Source organism: Actinomycetes bacterium, assembly GCA_036510875.1.
Lineage (GTDB): Bacteria > Actinomycetota > Actinomycetes > Prado026 > Prado026 > DATCDE01.
Map to the genome: position 1 here is coordinate 32,621 of DATCDE010000110.1, position 16,182 is coordinate 48,802.

Genomic DNA, 16,182 nt, shown 5'->3' on the forward strand with positions numbered 1-16,182 from the left:
GGCTCAGTCGCCGGCGACCAGGGTCCGCAGCCGGACGGCGTCCAGCTCGGTGAGCGAGCCGACGACGTGCCGGCGCGGTCCCGGCTCGATCGGCACGACGAACGGGACGGCGACGACAACGCAACCGGCCGCCTCGGCCGCGGCGATGCCGACCGGGCTGTCCTCGAGGACCACGCAGCGGCTGGGCTGCACGCCGAGGTGCCGGGCCGCCTGCAGGTAAGGGTCCGGGTTCGGCTTGGTGCGCGGCACCTCGTCCCCCGCGATGGTCGTGGTGAAGTGGTCCCCGCCCACCGACGCGAGCACCGCGTCGACCAGTCGGCGCGGGGACGACGACACCAGCGCGCAGGGCACCCCGGCCGCCACCAGGTCGTCGAGCAGCGCCTGAGCGCCGGGGCGGTGGTCGGCGCCGTGCACCAACAGGTCGGCCATCGCGTCGATCAGCCGCCCGGCGACCGCCTGCCAGGGCAGGTCGCTGCCGGCCTTCTCGGCCATGTACCGCGTGGCCCGCTCCATGGGCCCGCCCACGGTGTGCGCCTGGTCCGCTTCGTCCCAGTCCGCCCCAAGCTCGGCCATCACGGTGCGCTCGGCCACGAACCAGGTGTGCTCGGTGTCGACGAGCAGCCCGTCCATGTCGAACAGCACCGCCTGCAGCCCGCTCATCGGGCGTTGAAGTACTTGGCCTCAGGGTGATGGACGACCAGTGCCGACGTGGACTGCTCGGGCGCCAGCTGGAACTCCTCGGACAGGGTCACCCCGATCCGCTCCGGCTGGAGCAGGTCGACCACCTTGGCCTGCTCCTCCAGGTCGGGGCAGGCCGGGTAGCCGAAGGAGTACCGGGAGCCGCGGTAGCCCTGGTCCAGGATCGCGCCGAGGTCGCCGGCGTCCTCGGCGGCGAAGCCCAGCTCGGCCCGGATCCTCGCGTGCCAGTACTCGGCCAGCGCCTCGGCCAGCTGCACCGACAGCCCGTGCAGCTCGACGTAGTCGCGGTAGGCGTTCTTGGCGAACAGCTCACCCGTGGCCTCCGAGATCCGCCGGCCCATGGTGACCACGGTGAAGCCGACCACGTCGGTCTCCCCCGACTCCCGGTGCCGGAAGAAGTCGGACAGGCACAGGTGCCGGTCCCGCCGCTGCCGCGGGAAGGCGAACCGGTGGCGCTCGGCGCCGCCGTCGTCAGACAGCACGACCAGGTCGTCGCCCTCGCTGACACAGCGGAAGTACCCGTACGCCACTGCGGCCTCGAGCAGGCCCTCGGTCTGCAGCCGGTCCAGCCACATCCGCAGCCGGGGCCGGCCCTGCGTCTCCACCAGCTCCTCGTAGCTGGCGCCGCCCTCGCCACGGCCGGGCTTGAGGCCCCACTGGCCCAGGAACAGCGCCCGCTCGTCGAGGTAGGCGGCGTACTCGGCCAGCGCGATCCCCTTGACCACCTGGCTGCCGAGGAACGGCGGGGTCGGCACGGGGACGTCGGTGGCGACGTCGGAGCGGGCGGGCAGCTGGTCGGTCGGGGTCTCGTCCGGCCGGGCCACCGACCGGACGACGCGCTCGCGCCGCGGCGGCAGGGCGTCAGTGAGCCCGCGTCGGTGCGCCATGAACGCCTCCATCAGCCGCAGCCCCTCGAAGGCGTCCCGCGCGTAGCGGACCTCACCGTCGAACTGCTCGGCCAGGTCCTGCTCCACGTAGGCCCTGGTGAGCGCCGCGCCGCCGAGCAGTACCGGCCACCGGGAGGCCAGGCCGCGCTGGGTCAGCTCCGACAGGTTCTCCTTCATGACCACGGTCGACTTCACGAGCAGGCCGGACATGCCGATCAGGTCGGCGTCCGCCTCCTCGGCAGCGGCGATGATCGCACTGGCCGGCTGCTTGATGCCTAGGTTGACCACCCGGAAGCCGTTGTTGCTCAGGATGATGTCCACCAGGTTCTTGCCGATGTCGTGGACGTCGCCCTTGACGGTGGCCAGCACGATGGTGCCCTTGCCGCTCTCGTCGGTTCGGTCCATGTGCGGCTCGAGGTAGCCGACCGCGGTCTTCATCACCTCAGCCGACTGCAGCACGAACGGCAGCTGCATCTGGCCGGAGCCGAACAGCTCGCCGACCGTCTTCATCCCGGCCAGCAGGGTGTCGTTGACGAGGTCGAGGGCGGAGTGCGACTCCAGCGCGGCGTCGAGGTCCGCCTCGAGACCGGTGCGCTCGCCGTCGACGATGCGCCGCTGCAGCCGCTCGAACAGCGGCAGCGCGGCCAGCTCCTCGGCCCGGGACTGGCGCAGCGCGGTGGCGTCCACCCCCTCGAACAGCTCCAAGAAGCGCTGCAGCGGGTCGTAGCCCTCCCGCCTGCGGTCGTGCACGAGGTCGAGGGCGACCTGCAGCTGCTCCTGCGGGATGCGAGCCGTCGGCAGGATCTTCGAGGCGTGCACGATCGCGGAGTCCAGGCCCGCCTCGACGGCCTCGGCGAGGAACACCGAGTTGAGCACCTGCCGGGCGGCCGGGTTGAGCCCGAACGAGACGTTCGACAGCCCCAGCGTGGTGCGCACCCCGGGCCAGCGGCGCTTGACCTCCCGGATCGCTGCGAGGGTCTCGACGGCGTCCCGACGGGTCTCCTCCTGGCCGGTGGCGATGGGGAAGGTGAGGCAGTCGACGATGATGTCCTCGACGGCCATCCCCCAGGTGGTGGTCAGGTCGACGATCAGCCGGTCGGCCACCGCGACCTTCCAGTCCGCGGTGCGGGCCTGGCCCTGCTCGTCGATGGTCAGCGCCACGACGGCCGCGCCGTGCTCCCGGACCAGCGGCATGATCCGGCGGATCCGCGAGTCCGGGCCGTCGCCGTCCTCGTAGTTCACCGAGTTGACCACCGCGCGGCCGCCGATCATCTCCAGCCCCGCCTCCAGCACGGCCGGTTCGGTGGAGTCCAGGACGAGCGGCAGGGTGGACGCCGTGGCCAGCCGTCCGGCCAGCGCCCGCATGTCGGCCACGCCGTCCCGGCCGACGTAGTCGATGCACAGGTCCAGCAGGTGGGCACCGTCGCGGTTCTGCTCGCGGGCGATCTCGACGCAGTCCTGCCACCGGCCCTCAAGCATCGCGTCGCGGAACGCCCTGGAGCCATTGGCGTTGGTGCGCTCGCCGATCGAGAGGTAGGAGGTGTCCTGGGCGAACGGCACCGCCTGGTACAGCGAGGCAACCCCGGCCTCCGGTCGCGGATCCCGAGGGGTCAGCGGGCGGCCGTGCACCCGCTCGACGACGGCGCGCAGGTGCTCGGGGGTCGTGCCGCAGCAGCCGCCGACGAGGGACAGCCCGTACTCGCGGGTGAACGTGTCGTGGGCGTCGGCCAGCTGCTCCGGCGTCAACGGGTAGTGCGCGCCGTCGGCGGTCAGCACCGGCAGGCCGGCGTTTGGCATGCAGCTGATCAGCGGGCGGCCGTACTTGGACAGGTGCCGCAGGTGCTCACTCATCTCGGCCGGGCCGGTGGCGCAGTTCAGGCCGATCGCGTCGATCCCGAGCGGCTCCAGCGCGGTGAGCGCCGCGCCGATCTCGGTGCCGAGCAGCATGGTGCCGGTGGTCTCGACGGTCACCTGCACGAGCACCGGGACGTCGTGGCCGGCGGCGGCGATGGCCCGCTTGGCCCCGATGACCGCGGCCTTCGCCTGCAGCAGGTCCTGGGCGGTCTCGATGAGCACCGCGTCCACGCCGCCGTCCAACAGCCCGGCCACCTGGTCGGCGTACGAGTCGCGCAGCTCGGCGAAGGTGATGTGCCCCAGAGTCGGCAGCTTGGTGCCGGGGCCCACCGAGCCCAGCACGTAGCGGGGCTGCCCGGGCGTGGACCAGGCGTCCGCGGCCTCCCGGGCGATGCGGGCGCCGGCCTCGGCCAGCTCCCGGATCCGCTCGGGGATGCCGTACTCGGACAGGTTGGCCAGGTTCGCACCGAAGGTGTTGGACTCGACGCAGTCGACCCCGACCTCAAGGAACGCGTCGTGCACCGACCGGACGACGTCCGGCCGGGTCACGTTGAGGATCTCGTTGCAGCCCTCGAGCCCCGCGAAGTCCTCCAAGCTCAGCGCGTGCGCCTGGAGCATGGTCCCCATCGCCCCGTCGGCGACCACGACCCGCTCGGCCAGTGCTCGGCGCAGCCCGCTCGGGCCAGCGGCAAGCCCCCGCGCGGTCTCGGTCATGATGTCGATGAGGGTACCTGGGCGACCACGTAGGCTGACTGCGTACGGCCGGTCCACGACGAGAGCCACCGGGAGGTCTGGGGTGATCGAGCTAGACGAGCTGCCCGAGCTCACCGACCCGGTGCTGATTGCCGCGTTCGAGGGCTGGAACGACGCAGGGGACGCCGCGACGGCGGCGGTCGAGCACCTCGAGGACGTCTGGTCGGCCGAGGTCATCGCCGAGCTGGACCCCGAGGACTACTACGACTTCCAGGTGAACCGGCCGCACATCGAGCTGGACACCGACGGCGTCCGGCGGATCAGCTGGCCGGGCACCCGGATCTCGGTCGCCCGGCTGCCGAACCAGACGCGCGACGTCGTGCTCGTCCGTGGTGTCGAGCCGAGCATGCGCTGGCGCTCGTACTGCGACGAGCTGCTCGCCGTCGCTGCGGACCTCGGCGTCGAGATGGTGGTGACGCTCGGCGCGCTGCTGGCGGACACCCCGCACACCCGTCCGGTCCCGGTGACCGGCACGGTCACCGACCCCGGGTTGGCCCGCGCCCTCGACCTGGAGGAGTCCAGCTACGAGGGGCCCACCGGGATCGTCGGTGTGCTGCAGGCCGCTGGGGCGCGGGCCGGGCTGCCGGCCGTGTCGCTGTGGGCAGCGGTGCCGCACTACGTGGGGCAGCCGCCCTGCCCCAAGGCGGAGATGGCGCTGCTGCGGCGGGTCGAGGACCTCCTGGACGTACCGGTCCCCCTCGGTGACCTGCCCGAGGAGTCGGTGGCGTGGGAGCGCGGTGTCGACGAGCTGGCCGCGGAGGACGACGAGGTCGCCGAGTACGTGCGCACCCTCGAGGAGGCCCGAGACACCGCCGAGCTGCCCGAGGCCAGCGGCGACGCGATCGCCTTGGAGTTCGAGCGGTACCTCAAGCGCCGGGCCAGTGAGGGCCCGGACAAAGGCTTCGATCGGGGCTGACCGTTGCTGGCCGTCGGCTACCTGCTGATGATGGCGCTGACGCTGCGGGCGGTCCTACGTGGCGTACCACGCGCCGAGTGGGTGCTGCTCGTGCTGTCACTGGTCTGGGCCAGGGTGCCGGTGGCGCGCGAGGGCCCCACGCTGGTCCCGTTCTCGCACAGCAACGGGTTGACCGTGAGCGACCTGCCCGGGGTGGCCGGCCTGGTGTTCGCGCTCGTGCTGCTGTGGCGGGAGCGGCAGGCCGTGCTGGGCGCCGCGGACGCCGAGGCGGCTCAGGCCGGCGGGTCGGTGGACAGCGCGTCCAGGGCGTCCACGCCGCCCTCGCGGTAGACCGCCCAGTTCGAGTCCGGGTCGTCCGCCGTCCGCCGGGCCAGGTCCTTCGCCCAGCCGCCCCGCACCCGGGCCAGCACCTCGGCCGGGTGCTCGGGGTCGCCGGACAGCGCCCGCCGCAGCTCGCGCAGGGCGGCCACCTGGCCCTCCGGGTACTTCACCCCGGGGTGGCCGCGGCCGGACCGGCCGATCGAGCACAGCGTCGAGTCCCCCGCGGCGGCGGCGAGCACGGCGGTCGCCGCGGCCAGCCGCTCCTCGAGCAGCTGCGACAGCGCCGAGCCATGGGTCACAGCGCGACCCCGAGCAGGGCGTCGACCGCCCGCCGGATCTCCTCGGGGGCGGCCGCGGCGCTGCCCTGTGCGAGCCGCACCTGCTCGACCCAACGGTCCACCGCCCGCAGCGCCCGCGGGGCGTCCAGGTCGTCGGCCAGCGCCTCGCGCAGCGCGGCCACGACCGGTCCGGCGTCCGGGCCGGACGTCGTGGCCACGGCGGCGCGCCACCGCTCCAGCCGCGCGGTCCCCTCGGTGAGGGCCTCGGGGTGCCACTCCCAGTCGGTTCGGTAGTGGTGCGCCAGCAGGGCCAGCCGGATCGCCATCGGGTCCGCACCGTCACGGCGCAGCTGGGAGACGAACACCAGGTTGCCCCGGGACTTGGACATCTTCTCGCCGTCCAGCCCCACCATGCCCGCGTGCACGAAGCTGCGCGCGAACGGCCACTCCCCCGTGACCGCGTGCGCCTCGGCGGCGCACATCTCGTGGTGCGGGAACACCAGGTCGCTGCCGCCGCCCTGCAGGTCGAACCCGTTGCCCAGGTGGTGCAAGGCGATCGCGGTGCACTCGATGTGCCACCCCGGTCGGCCGTGCCCGAGCGAGGAGTCCCAGGCCGGCTCGTCCGGTCGGGCCGCCTGCCACAACAGGCAGTCCAGCGGGTGCTTCTTGCCCGGTCGGTCCGGGTCGCCGCCGCGCTGGGCGAACAGCGACACCATCGTCGCGTCGTCCAGCCCGCTGACCCCGCCGAACCGCGGGTCGGCGTGCACGGGGAAGTACAGGTCGCCGCCGACGTCGTAGACGTGGCCCTGCTCGCGCAGCCGCTCGATCAGCCGGACGACCAGCGGGATCGCCTCGACCGCGCCGATGTACTCCCGCGGCGGGATGACCCGCAGCGCGGTCATGTCCCCGCGGAACACCTCGGTCTCGCGGGCGGCGACGTCACGCCAGTCCTGGCCGGTCTCCAGCGCGCGGACGAGCAGCGGGTCGTCGACGTCGGTGACGTTCTGCACGTAGTGGACCTCGTGGCCGGCGTCCAGCCACACCCGCTGGACCAGGTCGAAGGCCAGGTAGGTGGCGGCGTGGCCCAGGTGGGTCGCGTCGTAGGGGGTGATCCCGCAGACGTACATCCGGGCGGTCGCCCCGGGCGCGATGGGGCGCAGCTCGCCGGTGGCGGTGTCGTGCAGGCGCAGCGGCGGGCCCTGCCCGGGCAGCGAGGGGACGGCGGGCGCGCTCCAGGACTCCACGAGGGGTGAGCCTACGGTGGGCCGATCAGAACGGGGGCCACGGGACGGCCGGCCAGTCGCTGCCGGGCTGTGGGTACCGGCCGGTGCTGAGCAGCCGGTCCACCCGCCGCCGGGTGGCCTGGAGCTCCTTGCGGGTGAGCAGCTCCCCCAGCCGAGCGCCCAGCTGTCGATCCAGGTCGGCCCGCAGCCGGCGCAGCACCTCCACCGCCTCGGCCGGCAGCCGGTCGTTGCTCCACTGCCACAGCAGGGTGCGCAGCTTGTTGTCGGCGGCGAAGCAGACCCCGTGGTCCACGCCGTACACCCGGCCGTCCGGGGTGGGCAGCAGGTGCCCGCCCTTGCGGTCGGCGTTGTTGATCACCGCGTCGAGGACGGCCAGCCGACGCAGGTCGCGCCGGTCGCTGCGGGCCAGCTGCACCAGGTCGACGGTCTCGTCGACGTCCACCCACAGCTGGCACATGCCCGGCCCGAACGGGCCGTCTCGGTGCACGGTCGGGGGGACCAGGTCCCAGCCGGTGGCGACCGAGACCTCGTAGGCGGCGACCTCCCGCGCGGCGAGGGTGCCGTCGGGAAAGTCCCACAGCGGCCGCTCCCCCGCGACCGGCTTGTGCACACAGGTCGCGGTCTCGCCGTCCAGGGTCACGGTGCAGTACAGAGTGGCGTTGGACGCCTCCACCAGGCGCCCCTGCACCTCGAGCTCACCGTCGCGCAGCAGCCGCAAGGTCTGCTCGACCGAGGGGACCAGCGCGCTCATGGGCCCCAGTCTGACGGCTGTCGTGGCGTCGTGCCCGCTAGCGGCGCCGGTGACCGTTCTGCCGCGGGCACAGGTGGCCGGCCGGGTCCAGCGGCAGCTCGCAGAACGGGCACGGCGGCCGTCCCGCGCCCACCACGGCCTGGCCGCGCTGGGCGAAGGCGCGGGCTGCCGATCCGGTGAGGTGCACCCGCAGCACGTCGGTCCGCGGCGGGGTCGGGATGCCCTCCCCCTCGTCCTCGGTGCCCTCGGCATCGGTGCCCTCGGCATCGGCGTCCTCGACCGCGAACGCCTCGATCACCAGCCGCTCGGTGTCGCCGTCCCACGCCAGGGTCAAGGTGCCGACCCGGAACTCCTCGCTGATCGGGGTGTCCAGCGGCGCCCGGTCGTCCAGCTCGGGCGGGGCGGACGGCGGCACGGCAGTGATCCCGGCGCCGCGCACCTGGTCGAGCAGCTCGTTGGTGCGCTCCACGAGCAGGGCCACCTGCTGCTTCTCCAGGGCCACGCTGGTCACCCGCCCGGCGCCGCTGGCCTGCAAGTAGAACGTGCGCTGGCCGGGCTCCCCCACGGTGCCCACGACGAACCGGTCCGGTGGGTCGAAGTCGAAGACCTGCGGCATGCCTCAACCCTAACGGCGGGTCGCTGCCTCAGCCGCTGCCGCCGCCCACCGCGGCGTCGCTGCTGGCGCGGCGGCGACGCTTGGGCTTGGGCACGAACGGCTCGAGCGGGCCACCGGTGTCGTTGACCCGGACGACGAACGGCCGCAGCGGCGCGTAGCTGATCACCGTGACCGAGCACGGGTCGACGACGATGCGCTGGAACTGGTCCAGGTGCAGCCCCAGAGCGTCGGCCACGACGGCCTTGATCACATCACCGTGGCTGACGGCCGCCCACACGGCGTCCGGCCCGAGCCGTGCGTTGTGCTCGCGGACCGCGTCGACGGCCCTGGCCTGCATGGCGCGCAGCGACTCTCCGCCGGGGAAGGTCACCGAGGAGGGATGGGCCTGGACCGCGGCCCACAGCGGGTCCTTGGCCAGCAGCTTGAGCTCGCGGCCGGTCCAGTCGCCGTAGCGCACCTCGCCCAGCCGGGCATCCACCTCGGCCGCCGGGGACGGGCGACCATCCAGCAGAGCGGCGGCGGTCTGCCGGCAGCGCTCGAGCGGGCTGGTGACCAGCGCGGCGAGCGGGACCGGGCGCAGCCGCTCGGCCAGCGCCGCGGCCTGGGCGCGGCCGGTGTCGTCCAGGTCGACGCCCGGGGTCCAGCCGGCCAGCACGCCCGAGGCGTTCGCCGCGGTGCGGCCGTGGCGGACGAGCAGCAGCGTGGTCACCCGTGCAACTTAGTGAGTCGGGGACCGGCACGGACCGGCGGCGGCAGAATGCACGGGTGATCGTCGACTGCGCGCTGTACCGGGAGGGCTCCCGCGCAGAGGAGACGCGCAACGTGCTGCGGCTGGCCTCGGAGGCCCGCCACGACCCGTCCGCGTTCGTCTGGATGGGTCTGCTCGAGCCCACCGAGACCGACCTGCTCGGCGTCTCGCGGGTGTTCGGGCTGCACGAGCTGGCCGTCGAGGACGCCGTCCAGGCCCACCAGCGGCCCAAGGTGGACACCTACCGCGACCACCTGTTCGTCGTGCTGCGGACCCTGACCTACGACGATGCCACGTCCGCCGTGGAGACCGGCGAGGTCGCGCTGTTCGTCGGGACCGACTTCGTGGTGACCGTCCGGCACGGGGTGGGCCAGGAGCTAAGCGCCGTCCGGCAGCGGCTGGAGGCCGATCCGGAGGTGCTCGCGCACGGGCCGGCCGCCGTTCTCTACGGCGTGGCCGACGCGGTGGTCGACACCTATCTCGACGTCGCCAAGGCGCTGCAGACCGACCTCGACGGGCTGGAGACGGCGGTCTTCTCACAGCACTTCTCCGACGCGTTCGAGCAGATCTACACGCTCAAGCGGGAGCTGCTGGAGCTGCGGCGCGCTGCCAGCCCGCTGGCCCAGGCGCTGCAGCAGGTGCAAGGCTCCCGGCTGGCGTTCGTGCCCGAGGAGGTGCGCCCGTTCTTCCGGGACGTGACCGACCACCTGGCGAGGGTCGCCGAGCAGATCGAGTCCATGGACCTGCTGCTGTCCAGCATCCTGCAGGCGCACCTGGCCCAGGTCGGGCTGCGGCAGAACTCGGACATGCGCAAGATCACCTCGTGGGCGGCCATCCTCGCCGTCCCCACCGCGATCGCCGGCATCTACGGGATGAACTTCTCGCACATGCCCGAGCTGCACTGGGCGTTCGGCTACCCGCTGGTCATGGCGGTCATGGTCGCGATCTGCCTGGGCCTGTACCGCGCCTTCAAGCGCAGCGGCTGGCTCTGACTGTCTGTCAGGGTGAGGACGACGTATGCGTCGTCCTCACCCTGGCAAGTCAGGCGGTGATGGTGCCGGTGCCGAGCAGGACGAAGACCAGCACGCCCACGCCGATCCGGTAGATGACGAACGGCAGGAACGAGTTGGTGGCGACGTAGCGGATCAGCCAGGCGATGACCGCGTAGCCCACCGCGAACGCGATCACCGTGGCCAGCAGGGTCGGGCCCCACGCCGTCGCGCTCGTGCCGCCGATCTTCAGTGCCTCGAAGAGACCGGACGCGAGCACGGCGGGGACGGCGAGCAGGAACGCGTAGCGGGTGGCCGCCGGCCGCGTGTACCCGAGGAACAGTCCGGCCGAGATCGTGCCGCCCGAGCGGGAGACGCCGGGGATCAGGGCGCAGGTCTGGGCCAGCCCGAAGACCACGCCGTCACGGGCACCGAGGTCGGCCAGCGTCTTGGCCCGGCGACCCACCCGGTCCGCCACGAACAGCACCACGCCGACGACGATCATCATGGCGGCGATCAGCCGCAGGTCACGCGCCACCGTCTCGATCTGGTCGCGGAACAAGAAGCCGAGGATCGCGATCGGCAGGGTGCCGATGATGACGTACCAGCCGGTGCGGGCGTCGATGTCGCCGCGCAGCTGCGGGCGGACCAGCGAGCGCGCCCAGGTCGAGACGATCCGGACCAGGTCCTTGCGGAAGTAGATGAGCACGGCGGTCTCGGTGCCGATCTGGGTCACCGCGGTGAACGCCGCCCCCGGGTCGGCCCAGCCAGCCAGCTCGGCGACGATGCGCAGGTGCGCGGTCGACGAGATCGGCAGGAACTCGGTGAGTCCCTGGACCAGCCCCAGGACGACGGCTTGCAGCCAGCTCACTCCGCGAGCCCGGCCAGCTCGAGTGCCTCCAGCACGGTGCGCAGGGTGGCCTTGCGCTCGTCGAGCGTCCCGGCGTAGGAGGCCACCGACAAGTTGGTGACCCCGGCGGCCGCGTAGGCGACCAGCCGCTCGGCGATGCGCCCCTTGGGCCCGATCAGCGCCGTCTGGTCGATGAACTCGAACGGGACGGCGGCCGCGGCTGCGGCGTACTCGCGCCGCAGGTACAGGTCCTGGACCTGCGCGGCGGCCTCGCCGAAGCCCATCCGGACGGCCAGCTGGTTGTAGAAGTTCTTCTCCCGGCTGCCCATGCCCCCGACGTACAGCGCGGAGTAGGCACGCACCGGCTCGGCGCAGGCCATCAGGTCCTCGCCGACGACGACCGGGACGGTCGGGACGACGTCGAAGTCGCTGAGGTCCTTGCCCGCCTTGGCCCGTCCGGCCCGCAGGTGGTCCAGCGCCTCAGCCGCGTGCTCCGGGCTGAAGAAGATGGCCAGCCAGCCGTCAGCGATCTCACCGGCCAGCTCGAGGTTCTTCGGGCCCACCGCGGCCAGATAGACGGGCAGGTGCTCGCGCACCGGGTGCACGGTCAACCGCAGCGCCTTGCCCGGGCCGTCCGGCAGCGGCAGCGTGAAGAACTCCCCGTCGTACCGCACCACCTTGCGGCCCAGCGCCATCCGCACGATCTCGACGTACTCGCGGGTGCGCGCCAGCGGCTTGTCGAACCGGACGCCGTGCCAGCCCTCGGAGACCTGGGGGCCGGACACACCCAGCCCGAGCCGGAACCGCCCGCCGGACAGCGTGTCCAGGGTAGCCGCGGTCATCGCGGTGAGGGCCGGAGTCCGGCCGGGGATCTGGAAGATCGCCGAGCCGACGTCGATCCGCTCGGTCTGCGCGGCGACCCAGCTGAGCACGGTCGCTGCGTCGCTGCCGTAGGCCTCCGCAGCCCACACGACCGAGTACCCGAGGCGATCGGCCTCGCGGGCCAGCTCGAGGTTCTCGGCGTCGTTGCCGGCCCCCCAGTAGCCCAGGTTCAGCCCCAGCTTCATGACGGCTCCCGCCTGCCGTTCGGTGGTCGGCCACGACTCTATCGGGGTGGGCTGGGTAGCCTTCGGCACCATGGAGCAGCGAAGGCTCGGGACCAGTGGGCTGCTGGTGTCACGGCTCGGTCTCGGCACGATGACCTGGGGCCGCGACACCGACGAGCACGAGGCGCGCGACCAGCTGGCCGCCTTCGTCGAGGCCGGCGGGACGCTCGTGGACACCGCCGTGGGCTACGGGGACGGCGCCAGCGAGACGGTGCTGGGCACCCTCGTCGGCGACGTCGTCCCCCGGAACCAGCTGGTCTTGGCGACGAAGGCGGGCATCACCTTCCCCGAGGGCACCCGTCGGGTGGACACGTCCCGCCGTGGCCTGCTGCGGGACCTGGAGACGTCGCTGCGCCGGCTGGGCACCGACTTCATCGACCTGTGGCAGGTGCACACCTGGTCCGCCTCCGCGCCGCTGGAGGAGACCCTTGCTGCGATGGACGAAGCGGTGGCCTCCGGCAAGGTCCGCTACCTGGGCATCTCGAACTACAGCGGCTGGCAGACGGCGCGGGCCGCGACCTGGCAGACCGCCTGGCCGGGGCGCACCCCGCTGGTCGCGACCCAGATGGAGTACTCCCTGCTGCAGCGCGGCATCGAGCGCGAGGTGCTTCCGGCGGCCACCGCGCTGGGCCTGGGCGTGCTGCCCTGGTCGCCGCTGGGTCGGGGCGTGCTCACCGGCAAGTACCGCACCGGCACCCCCGCCGACTCCCGGGCCGCCTCGCCGCACTTCGCCGCGTTCGTCGAGCCGTACCTGGAGGTCGACGCGGCCCGCGTGGTCACGGCGGTCGCGACCGCGGCGGAGGGCCTCGGGCTGGCGCCGCTCGAGGTGGCCTTGGCCTGGGTGCGAGACCGGCCCGGCGTGGTGGCGCCCATCGTGGGAGCCCGCACCGCGGCTCAGCTGCGCGGCTCGCTGCAGGTCGAAGACCTGGTGCTGCCGCAGGAGATCCGCGACGTGCTCGACGAGGTGTCCGAGCCCACCTTGGCCTACCCGGACGACGCGGGGACCGGGCGCTGAGCGCCGACGACCTGGTGCGGCTGCTCGAGCGGGCCGCGCTGGACGGGCACACTGCCGTGCGCACCGACGTGGTGCTGGCTGCGCTCGACCAGGGCTCGGTGGACGACGCGCTGTCCGCCGGCCGGGTGGTGGACGCCGGCGGGCTGCTGGCCCTCGAGGGCCTGGCCAGCGCAGAGGAGGGCGTCGCCGTCGAGCTGCAGGGCCTGGCCGCGGAGGGGCGGGTGGCCGTCGTCCTGGGCGACGTCCCGGACAGCGCGGAGGCGTTCGTGGTGGACCGGGTGGACCGACGGCCACTCGACGAGCTCGCCGGGCTGCTGCAGTCAGTGCCGGGGGACGTCCCGGTACTGCTGGCCGGTGACCCCGATCGGCTGCCCGGACCGCATCCGGGCGCGGTGCTGCGCGACCTGCTGGCATGGGGCGAGGTCCAGGTGCGCGACCTCCGCCCGGCCACGACCGGCCCGGGAACGCTCGGGCGACTCGCCGCGGCGGTGCGGGCCGGGCAGCTGCCGCCGGCCGACCCGGCGGACCGCTCGCTCGTGGTGGTCCCCTGCGCCGACGACGCGACCGTGCTCCGGCGGGCGCGGCAGCTGGTCAGCGACTCGATCCCCGGGTCGTTCGGGGTCGCGGCCGCGGACATCGCCGTCCTCGCGCCGCTGCACCGGGGGGACGCCGGAACCCGGGCGCTCGCCGAGGCGCTGGACGGGACCGGAGCTTCGGTGTTCGGGCTGCACGAGGCGGCCTGGGCGGCGCAGCGGTGGGCGGCCATCGTCGGCTGCTTCGGGGCGGAGACCGCGGGGGTGGTCTCCCGGGCGATGGTCTACGAGCTGGCGCTGCTCGCGACGACGCACCTGTCGGTGGTGACGGCGGTCGGTCCGGCCCTGCCGCAAGCGGTCGCGACCGCGGTCACCCCGCAGCGGGTCACCCTGCTGGCCGGGATGTTGGCCGAGGCCTGAGGCTCACAGCTCGGTGAGCGGGTCCTCCTCCTCGCCCTCGTCCTCGACGATGCTCATGGGCACGACCTCGTCGTGGACGTCGTACAGCGCCTCCTCGTACGCGAGGAAGGCGTCGTGGACCTCGTCGAACGCGGCGGCGACACCGGGGTCGTTCTCACCCGTGCTGCCCTCCACCGCGTCCAGGTGCGCCTCGAGTGCCTCGGTGAGGTGAGCCAGTAGCTCTCGGACGTCCTGCGCGTTGGTCATGCCCCGGACGGTACCCGGTGCGGCACCATGGGTGCGATGAAAGGGACCACAGCGTGACCGAGTACGAGCTGCGTGAGGTCACCCTGCCGCGCGGCACGTCCCGCAATACTGCCCGGGCGCTGCTGACGGAGGAGGCCGAGTATGGCGGCTGGGAGCTGGCCCGGCTGCGGCTGTACCCGGACGGCCGCCGGCGGGTCTGGCTGCGCCGGCGCATCATCCGGGTCCGGCGCACCGCCTGAATCGCCGCGCGGCGCGGGGTCAAGCCAGGTCGAGGAACCGATCGAGGACCCGCACCCCGAACTTCAGCGCGTCCACCGGCACCCGCTCGTCCACGCCGTGGAACAGGGCCGCGAAGTCGAGTGTCGGTGGCAGCTGCAGCGGTGCGAAGCCGTACCCCTTGATTCCCAGCCGTGCGAAGGCCTTCGCGTCCGTGCCGCCGGAGAGCATGTACGGCACCAGGCGGCCGGCCGGGTCCTCGGCCGTGAGCGAGGCCCGCATCGCGTCGATCAGCGACCCCTCGAACGCGGTCTCCAGCGCCACGTCATGCACCACGAACTCGCGTGTGACGCCCGGGCCGAGCAGCTCGTCGACCGTGGCGAAGAACTCCTCCTCGTACCCCGGCAGGAACCGGCCGTCGACCTGCGCCTGTGCCTGCCCGGGGATGACGTTCACCTTGTAGCCGGCGTCCAGCATGGTCGGGTTGACGGTGTTGCGCAGGGTGGCGCCGATCAGCGTGGCGAGCGGGCCGAGCTTGCTGACGACGGCCTCGAGGTCCCCCTCGTCCTCGCCCAGGTCAATCTGCAGGGCGTCGGACAGCTCGGCGACAAGCCGGCGCACGGTGTCGGTCATCCGCACCGGGAAGTCGTGCCGGCCGAGCCTCGCCACGGCCTCGGCCAGCAGGGTGACCGCGTTGTCGTCGTTGATCATCGACCCGTGACCGGCCCGACCCTTGGCGGTCAGCCGCATCCAGGCCAGGCCCTTCTCGGCGGTCTCCACGAGGTAGAGCCGGCGTCCCTCGCCGACGGTGAGCGAGAAGCCGCCGACCTCCCCCACCGCCTCGGTGACGCCGTCGAAGGTGTCCGCGTGCGTCTCGACCAGCCGGTGCGCGCCGGCCCGGCCACCCGCTTCCTCGTCGGCCAGGAAGGTGAGGACGACGTCTCGGGACGGCCGGCGTCCCTCGCGCATCCGCTGCCGTACGACGGCCAGAATCATCGCGTCCATGTCCTTCATGTCCACCGCGCCGCGGCCCCAGACGTAGCCGTCCCGGACTTCCCCGCTGAACGGGTGCACCGCCCAGTCGGCGGCGTCCGCGGGAACCACGTCGAGGTGGCCGTGCATGAGCAGCGCCGGCCGGGAGGGGTCGCTGCCCTCCATCCGGGCCAGCACGTTGGCCCGGCCGGGCCCGCTCTCGACGATCGTGGTGTCCAGGCCGACCTCGGCCAGCCGCTCGGCGACGTACTCGGCGGCCGGGCGCTCCCCCGGCCCGGTGCCATCGCCGAAGTTCGTGCTGTCGATGCGGATCAGCTCGCTGCAGAGGTCGACGACCTCGTCCTCGGCGGTGCGGTGCGGGGTGGGGTCGGTCACGGGGACATCCTTGCTTGAGGGGATGTGTCAGGGGCAAGCGGCCCGACCAAGGGTTCGGCGGGACGGCCCGGCTTTGGTAACCTCTGCTGGCCGCACGAGCGGTTCATGGCCCTTGTCCGGGTGGCGGAATAGGCAGACGCGCTAGCTTGAGGTGCTAGTGCCCTTCATCGGGCGTGGGGGTTCAAGTCCCCCCTCGGACACCCTCTTTAGGCCTCTGACCTGCGACGATGCAGGCGCAGACCGGTTTCATCTACCGTCCATCTACCGCTTTTTTCGGCTCTTGTGACTCATCCGTGGGCGGTTCTTCCTGGCAATGAGGGTCGGTAACCTCCCAGAGCGAGCATCGCGAGGGCGATCAGGGCTTCGGGTGAC

General features: G+C 72.9%; 18 protein-coding genes and 1 tRNA gene. 7 read left to right on the top strand and 12 right to left on the bottom strand.

The genetic code is table 11. From position 1 onward, the window contains the following. Nucleotides 1-3: 3 nt before the first annotated feature. On the bottom strand, nt 4-660 hold the full coding sequence (locus VIM19_06400) for an HAD family phosphatase (GenBank protein HEY5184527.1): 657 nt from the start codon (nt 658-660) through the stop codon (nt 4-6). Then, entirely contained in the window at nt 657-4,154 is a 3,498-nt protein-coding gene (metH, locus tag VIM19_06405) for a methionine synthase (GenBank protein ID HEY5184528.1), read from the bottom strand. The genes VIM19_06400 and metH overlap by 4 nt, the downstream gene beginning before the upstream one ends. A gap of 82 nt (nt 4,155-4,236) precedes the next feature. On the opposite strand from metH, the gene VIM19_06410 reads away from it, so the two are divergent. Continuing rightward, nucleotides 4,237-5,109 carry a PAC2 family protein gene (locus tag VIM19_06410; GenBank protein HEY5184529.1) on the top strand — a complete coding sequence of 291 codons (873 nt, stop codon included), beginning with the start codon at nt 4,237-4,239 and terminating at the stop codon, nt 5,107-5,109. Nucleotides 5,110-5,112: 3 nt separating this feature from the next. Then, nucleotides 5,113-5,439: a hypothetical protein gene (locus VIM19_06415; protein HEY5184530.1), complete on the top strand. Its 327-nt coding sequence runs from the start codon at nt 5,113-5,115 to the stop codon at nt 5,437-5,439. On the opposite strand, the gene VIM19_06420 is transcribed toward VIM19_06415, so the two are convergent. The 5 genes from VIM19_06420 to VIM19_06440 are packed head-to-tail and all read right to left on the bottom strand — an operon-like array spanning nt 5,382 to nt 9,028. Beyond that, entirely contained in the window at nt 5,382-5,729 is a 348-nt protein-coding gene (locus VIM19_06420) for a hypothetical protein (GenBank protein ID HEY5184531.1), read from the bottom strand. The genes VIM19_06415 and VIM19_06420 overlap by 58 nt on opposite strands. Then, nucleotides 5,726-6,952, bottom strand: coding sequence for a cysteine--1-D-myo-inosityl 2-amino-2-deoxy-alpha-D-glucopyranoside ligase (gene mshC, locus VIM19_06425; protein HEY5184532.1), 1,227 nt, complete (start codon nt 6,950-6,952; stop codon nt 5,726-5,728). Before mshC ends, VIM19_06420 begins: the two co-directional genes overlap by 4 nt. A gap of 25 nt (nt 6,953-6,977) precedes the next feature. Beyond that, nucleotides 6,978-7,703, bottom strand: coding sequence for an SCO1664 family protein (locus VIM19_06430; GenBank protein ID HEY5184533.1), 726 nt, complete (start codon nt 7,701-7,703; stop codon nt 6,978-6,980). Nucleotides 7,704-7,740: 37 nt separating this feature from the next. Next, nucleotides 7,741-8,319, bottom strand: a complete 579-nt coding sequence (locus tag VIM19_06435; protein HEY5184534.1) for a DUF3090 domain-containing protein — start codon at nt 8,317-8,319, stop codon at nt 7,741-7,743. A 28-nt stretch (nt 8,320-8,347) separates the two neighbouring features. Continuing rightward, nucleotides 8,348-9,028 (bottom strand): histidine phosphatase family protein, encoded by a 681-nt coding sequence (locus tag VIM19_06440; protein HEY5184535.1) that lies wholly within the window; start codon nt 9,026-9,028, stop codon nt 8,348-8,350. 56 nt (nt 9,029-9,084) lie between these two features. Here VIM19_06440 and corA point away from each other — a divergent pair, with 56 nt between their 5' ends. Beyond that, entirely contained in the window at nt 9,085-10,059 is a 975-nt protein-coding gene (gene corA, locus VIM19_06445; GenBank protein ID HEY5184536.1) for a magnesium/cobalt transporter CorA, read from the top strand. Nucleotides 10,060-10,108: 49 nt separating this feature from the next. On the opposite strand, the gene VIM19_06450 is transcribed toward corA, so the two are convergent. Both VIM19_06450 and VIM19_06455 read right to left on the bottom strand, forming a co-directional pair. Then, the gene (locus tag VIM19_06450; GenBank protein ID HEY5184537.1) at nt 10,109-10,927 is read right to left on the bottom strand and encodes an undecaprenyl-diphosphate phosphatase; all 819 of its coding nucleotides are present in this window, start codon (nt 10,925-10,927) and stop codon (nt 10,109-10,111) included. After that, complete coding sequence (locus VIM19_06455) at nt 10,924-11,973, bottom strand: LLM class F420-dependent oxidoreductase (GenBank protein HEY5184538.1); 1,050 nt, start codon at nt 11,971-11,973, stop codon at nt 10,924-10,926. Before VIM19_06455 ends, VIM19_06450 begins: the two co-directional genes overlap by 4 nt. A 70-nt stretch (nt 11,974-12,043) precedes the next feature. Here VIM19_06455 and VIM19_06460 point away from each other — a divergent pair, with 70 nt between their 5' ends. After that, complete coding sequence (locus VIM19_06460; GenBank protein ID HEY5184539.1) at nt 12,044-13,027, top strand: aldo/keto reductase; 984 nt, start codon at nt 12,044-12,046, stop codon at nt 13,025-13,027. A gap of 14 nt (nt 13,028-13,041) precedes the next feature. After that, on the top strand, nt 13,042-13,980 hold the full coding sequence (locus VIM19_06465; protein HEY5184540.1) for a hypothetical protein: 939 nt from the start codon (nt 13,042-13,044) through the stop codon (nt 13,978-13,980). 3 nt (nt 13,981-13,983) lie between these two features. Here VIM19_06465 and VIM19_06470 read toward each other — a convergent pair whose 3' ends face one another. After that, complete coding sequence (locus VIM19_06470; GenBank protein ID HEY5184541.1) at nt 13,984-14,226, bottom strand: hypothetical protein; 243 nt, start codon at nt 14,224-14,226, stop codon at nt 13,984-13,986. Between the two features lie 53 nt (nt 14,227-14,279). Here VIM19_06470 and VIM19_06475 point away from each other — a divergent pair, with 53 nt between their 5' ends. Continuing rightward, entirely contained in the window at nt 14,280-14,465 is a 186-nt protein-coding gene (locus VIM19_06475; GenBank protein ID HEY5184542.1) for a DUF5703 family protein, read from the top strand. 19 nt (nt 14,466-14,484) lie between these two features. Here VIM19_06475 and VIM19_06480 read toward each other — a convergent pair whose 3' ends face one another. Beyond that, entirely contained in the window at nt 14,485-15,810 is a 1,326-nt protein-coding gene (locus VIM19_06480) for a M20/M25/M40 family metallo-hydrolase (GenBank protein ID HEY5184543.1), read from the bottom strand. 114 nt (nt 15,811-15,924) lie between these two features. On the opposite strand from VIM19_06480, the gene VIM19_06485 reads away from it, so the two are divergent. Further along, a tRNA-Leu gene (locus VIM19_06485) sits at nt 15,925-16,010 on the top strand. An 87-nt stretch (nt 16,011-16,097) separates the two neighbouring features. On the opposite strand, the gene VIM19_06490 is transcribed toward VIM19_06485, so the two are convergent. Continuing rightward, a partial coding sequence (locus tag VIM19_06490) for a hypothetical protein (protein ID HEY5184544.1) occupies nt 16,098-16,182 on the bottom strand: 85 nt, incomplete at its 5' end.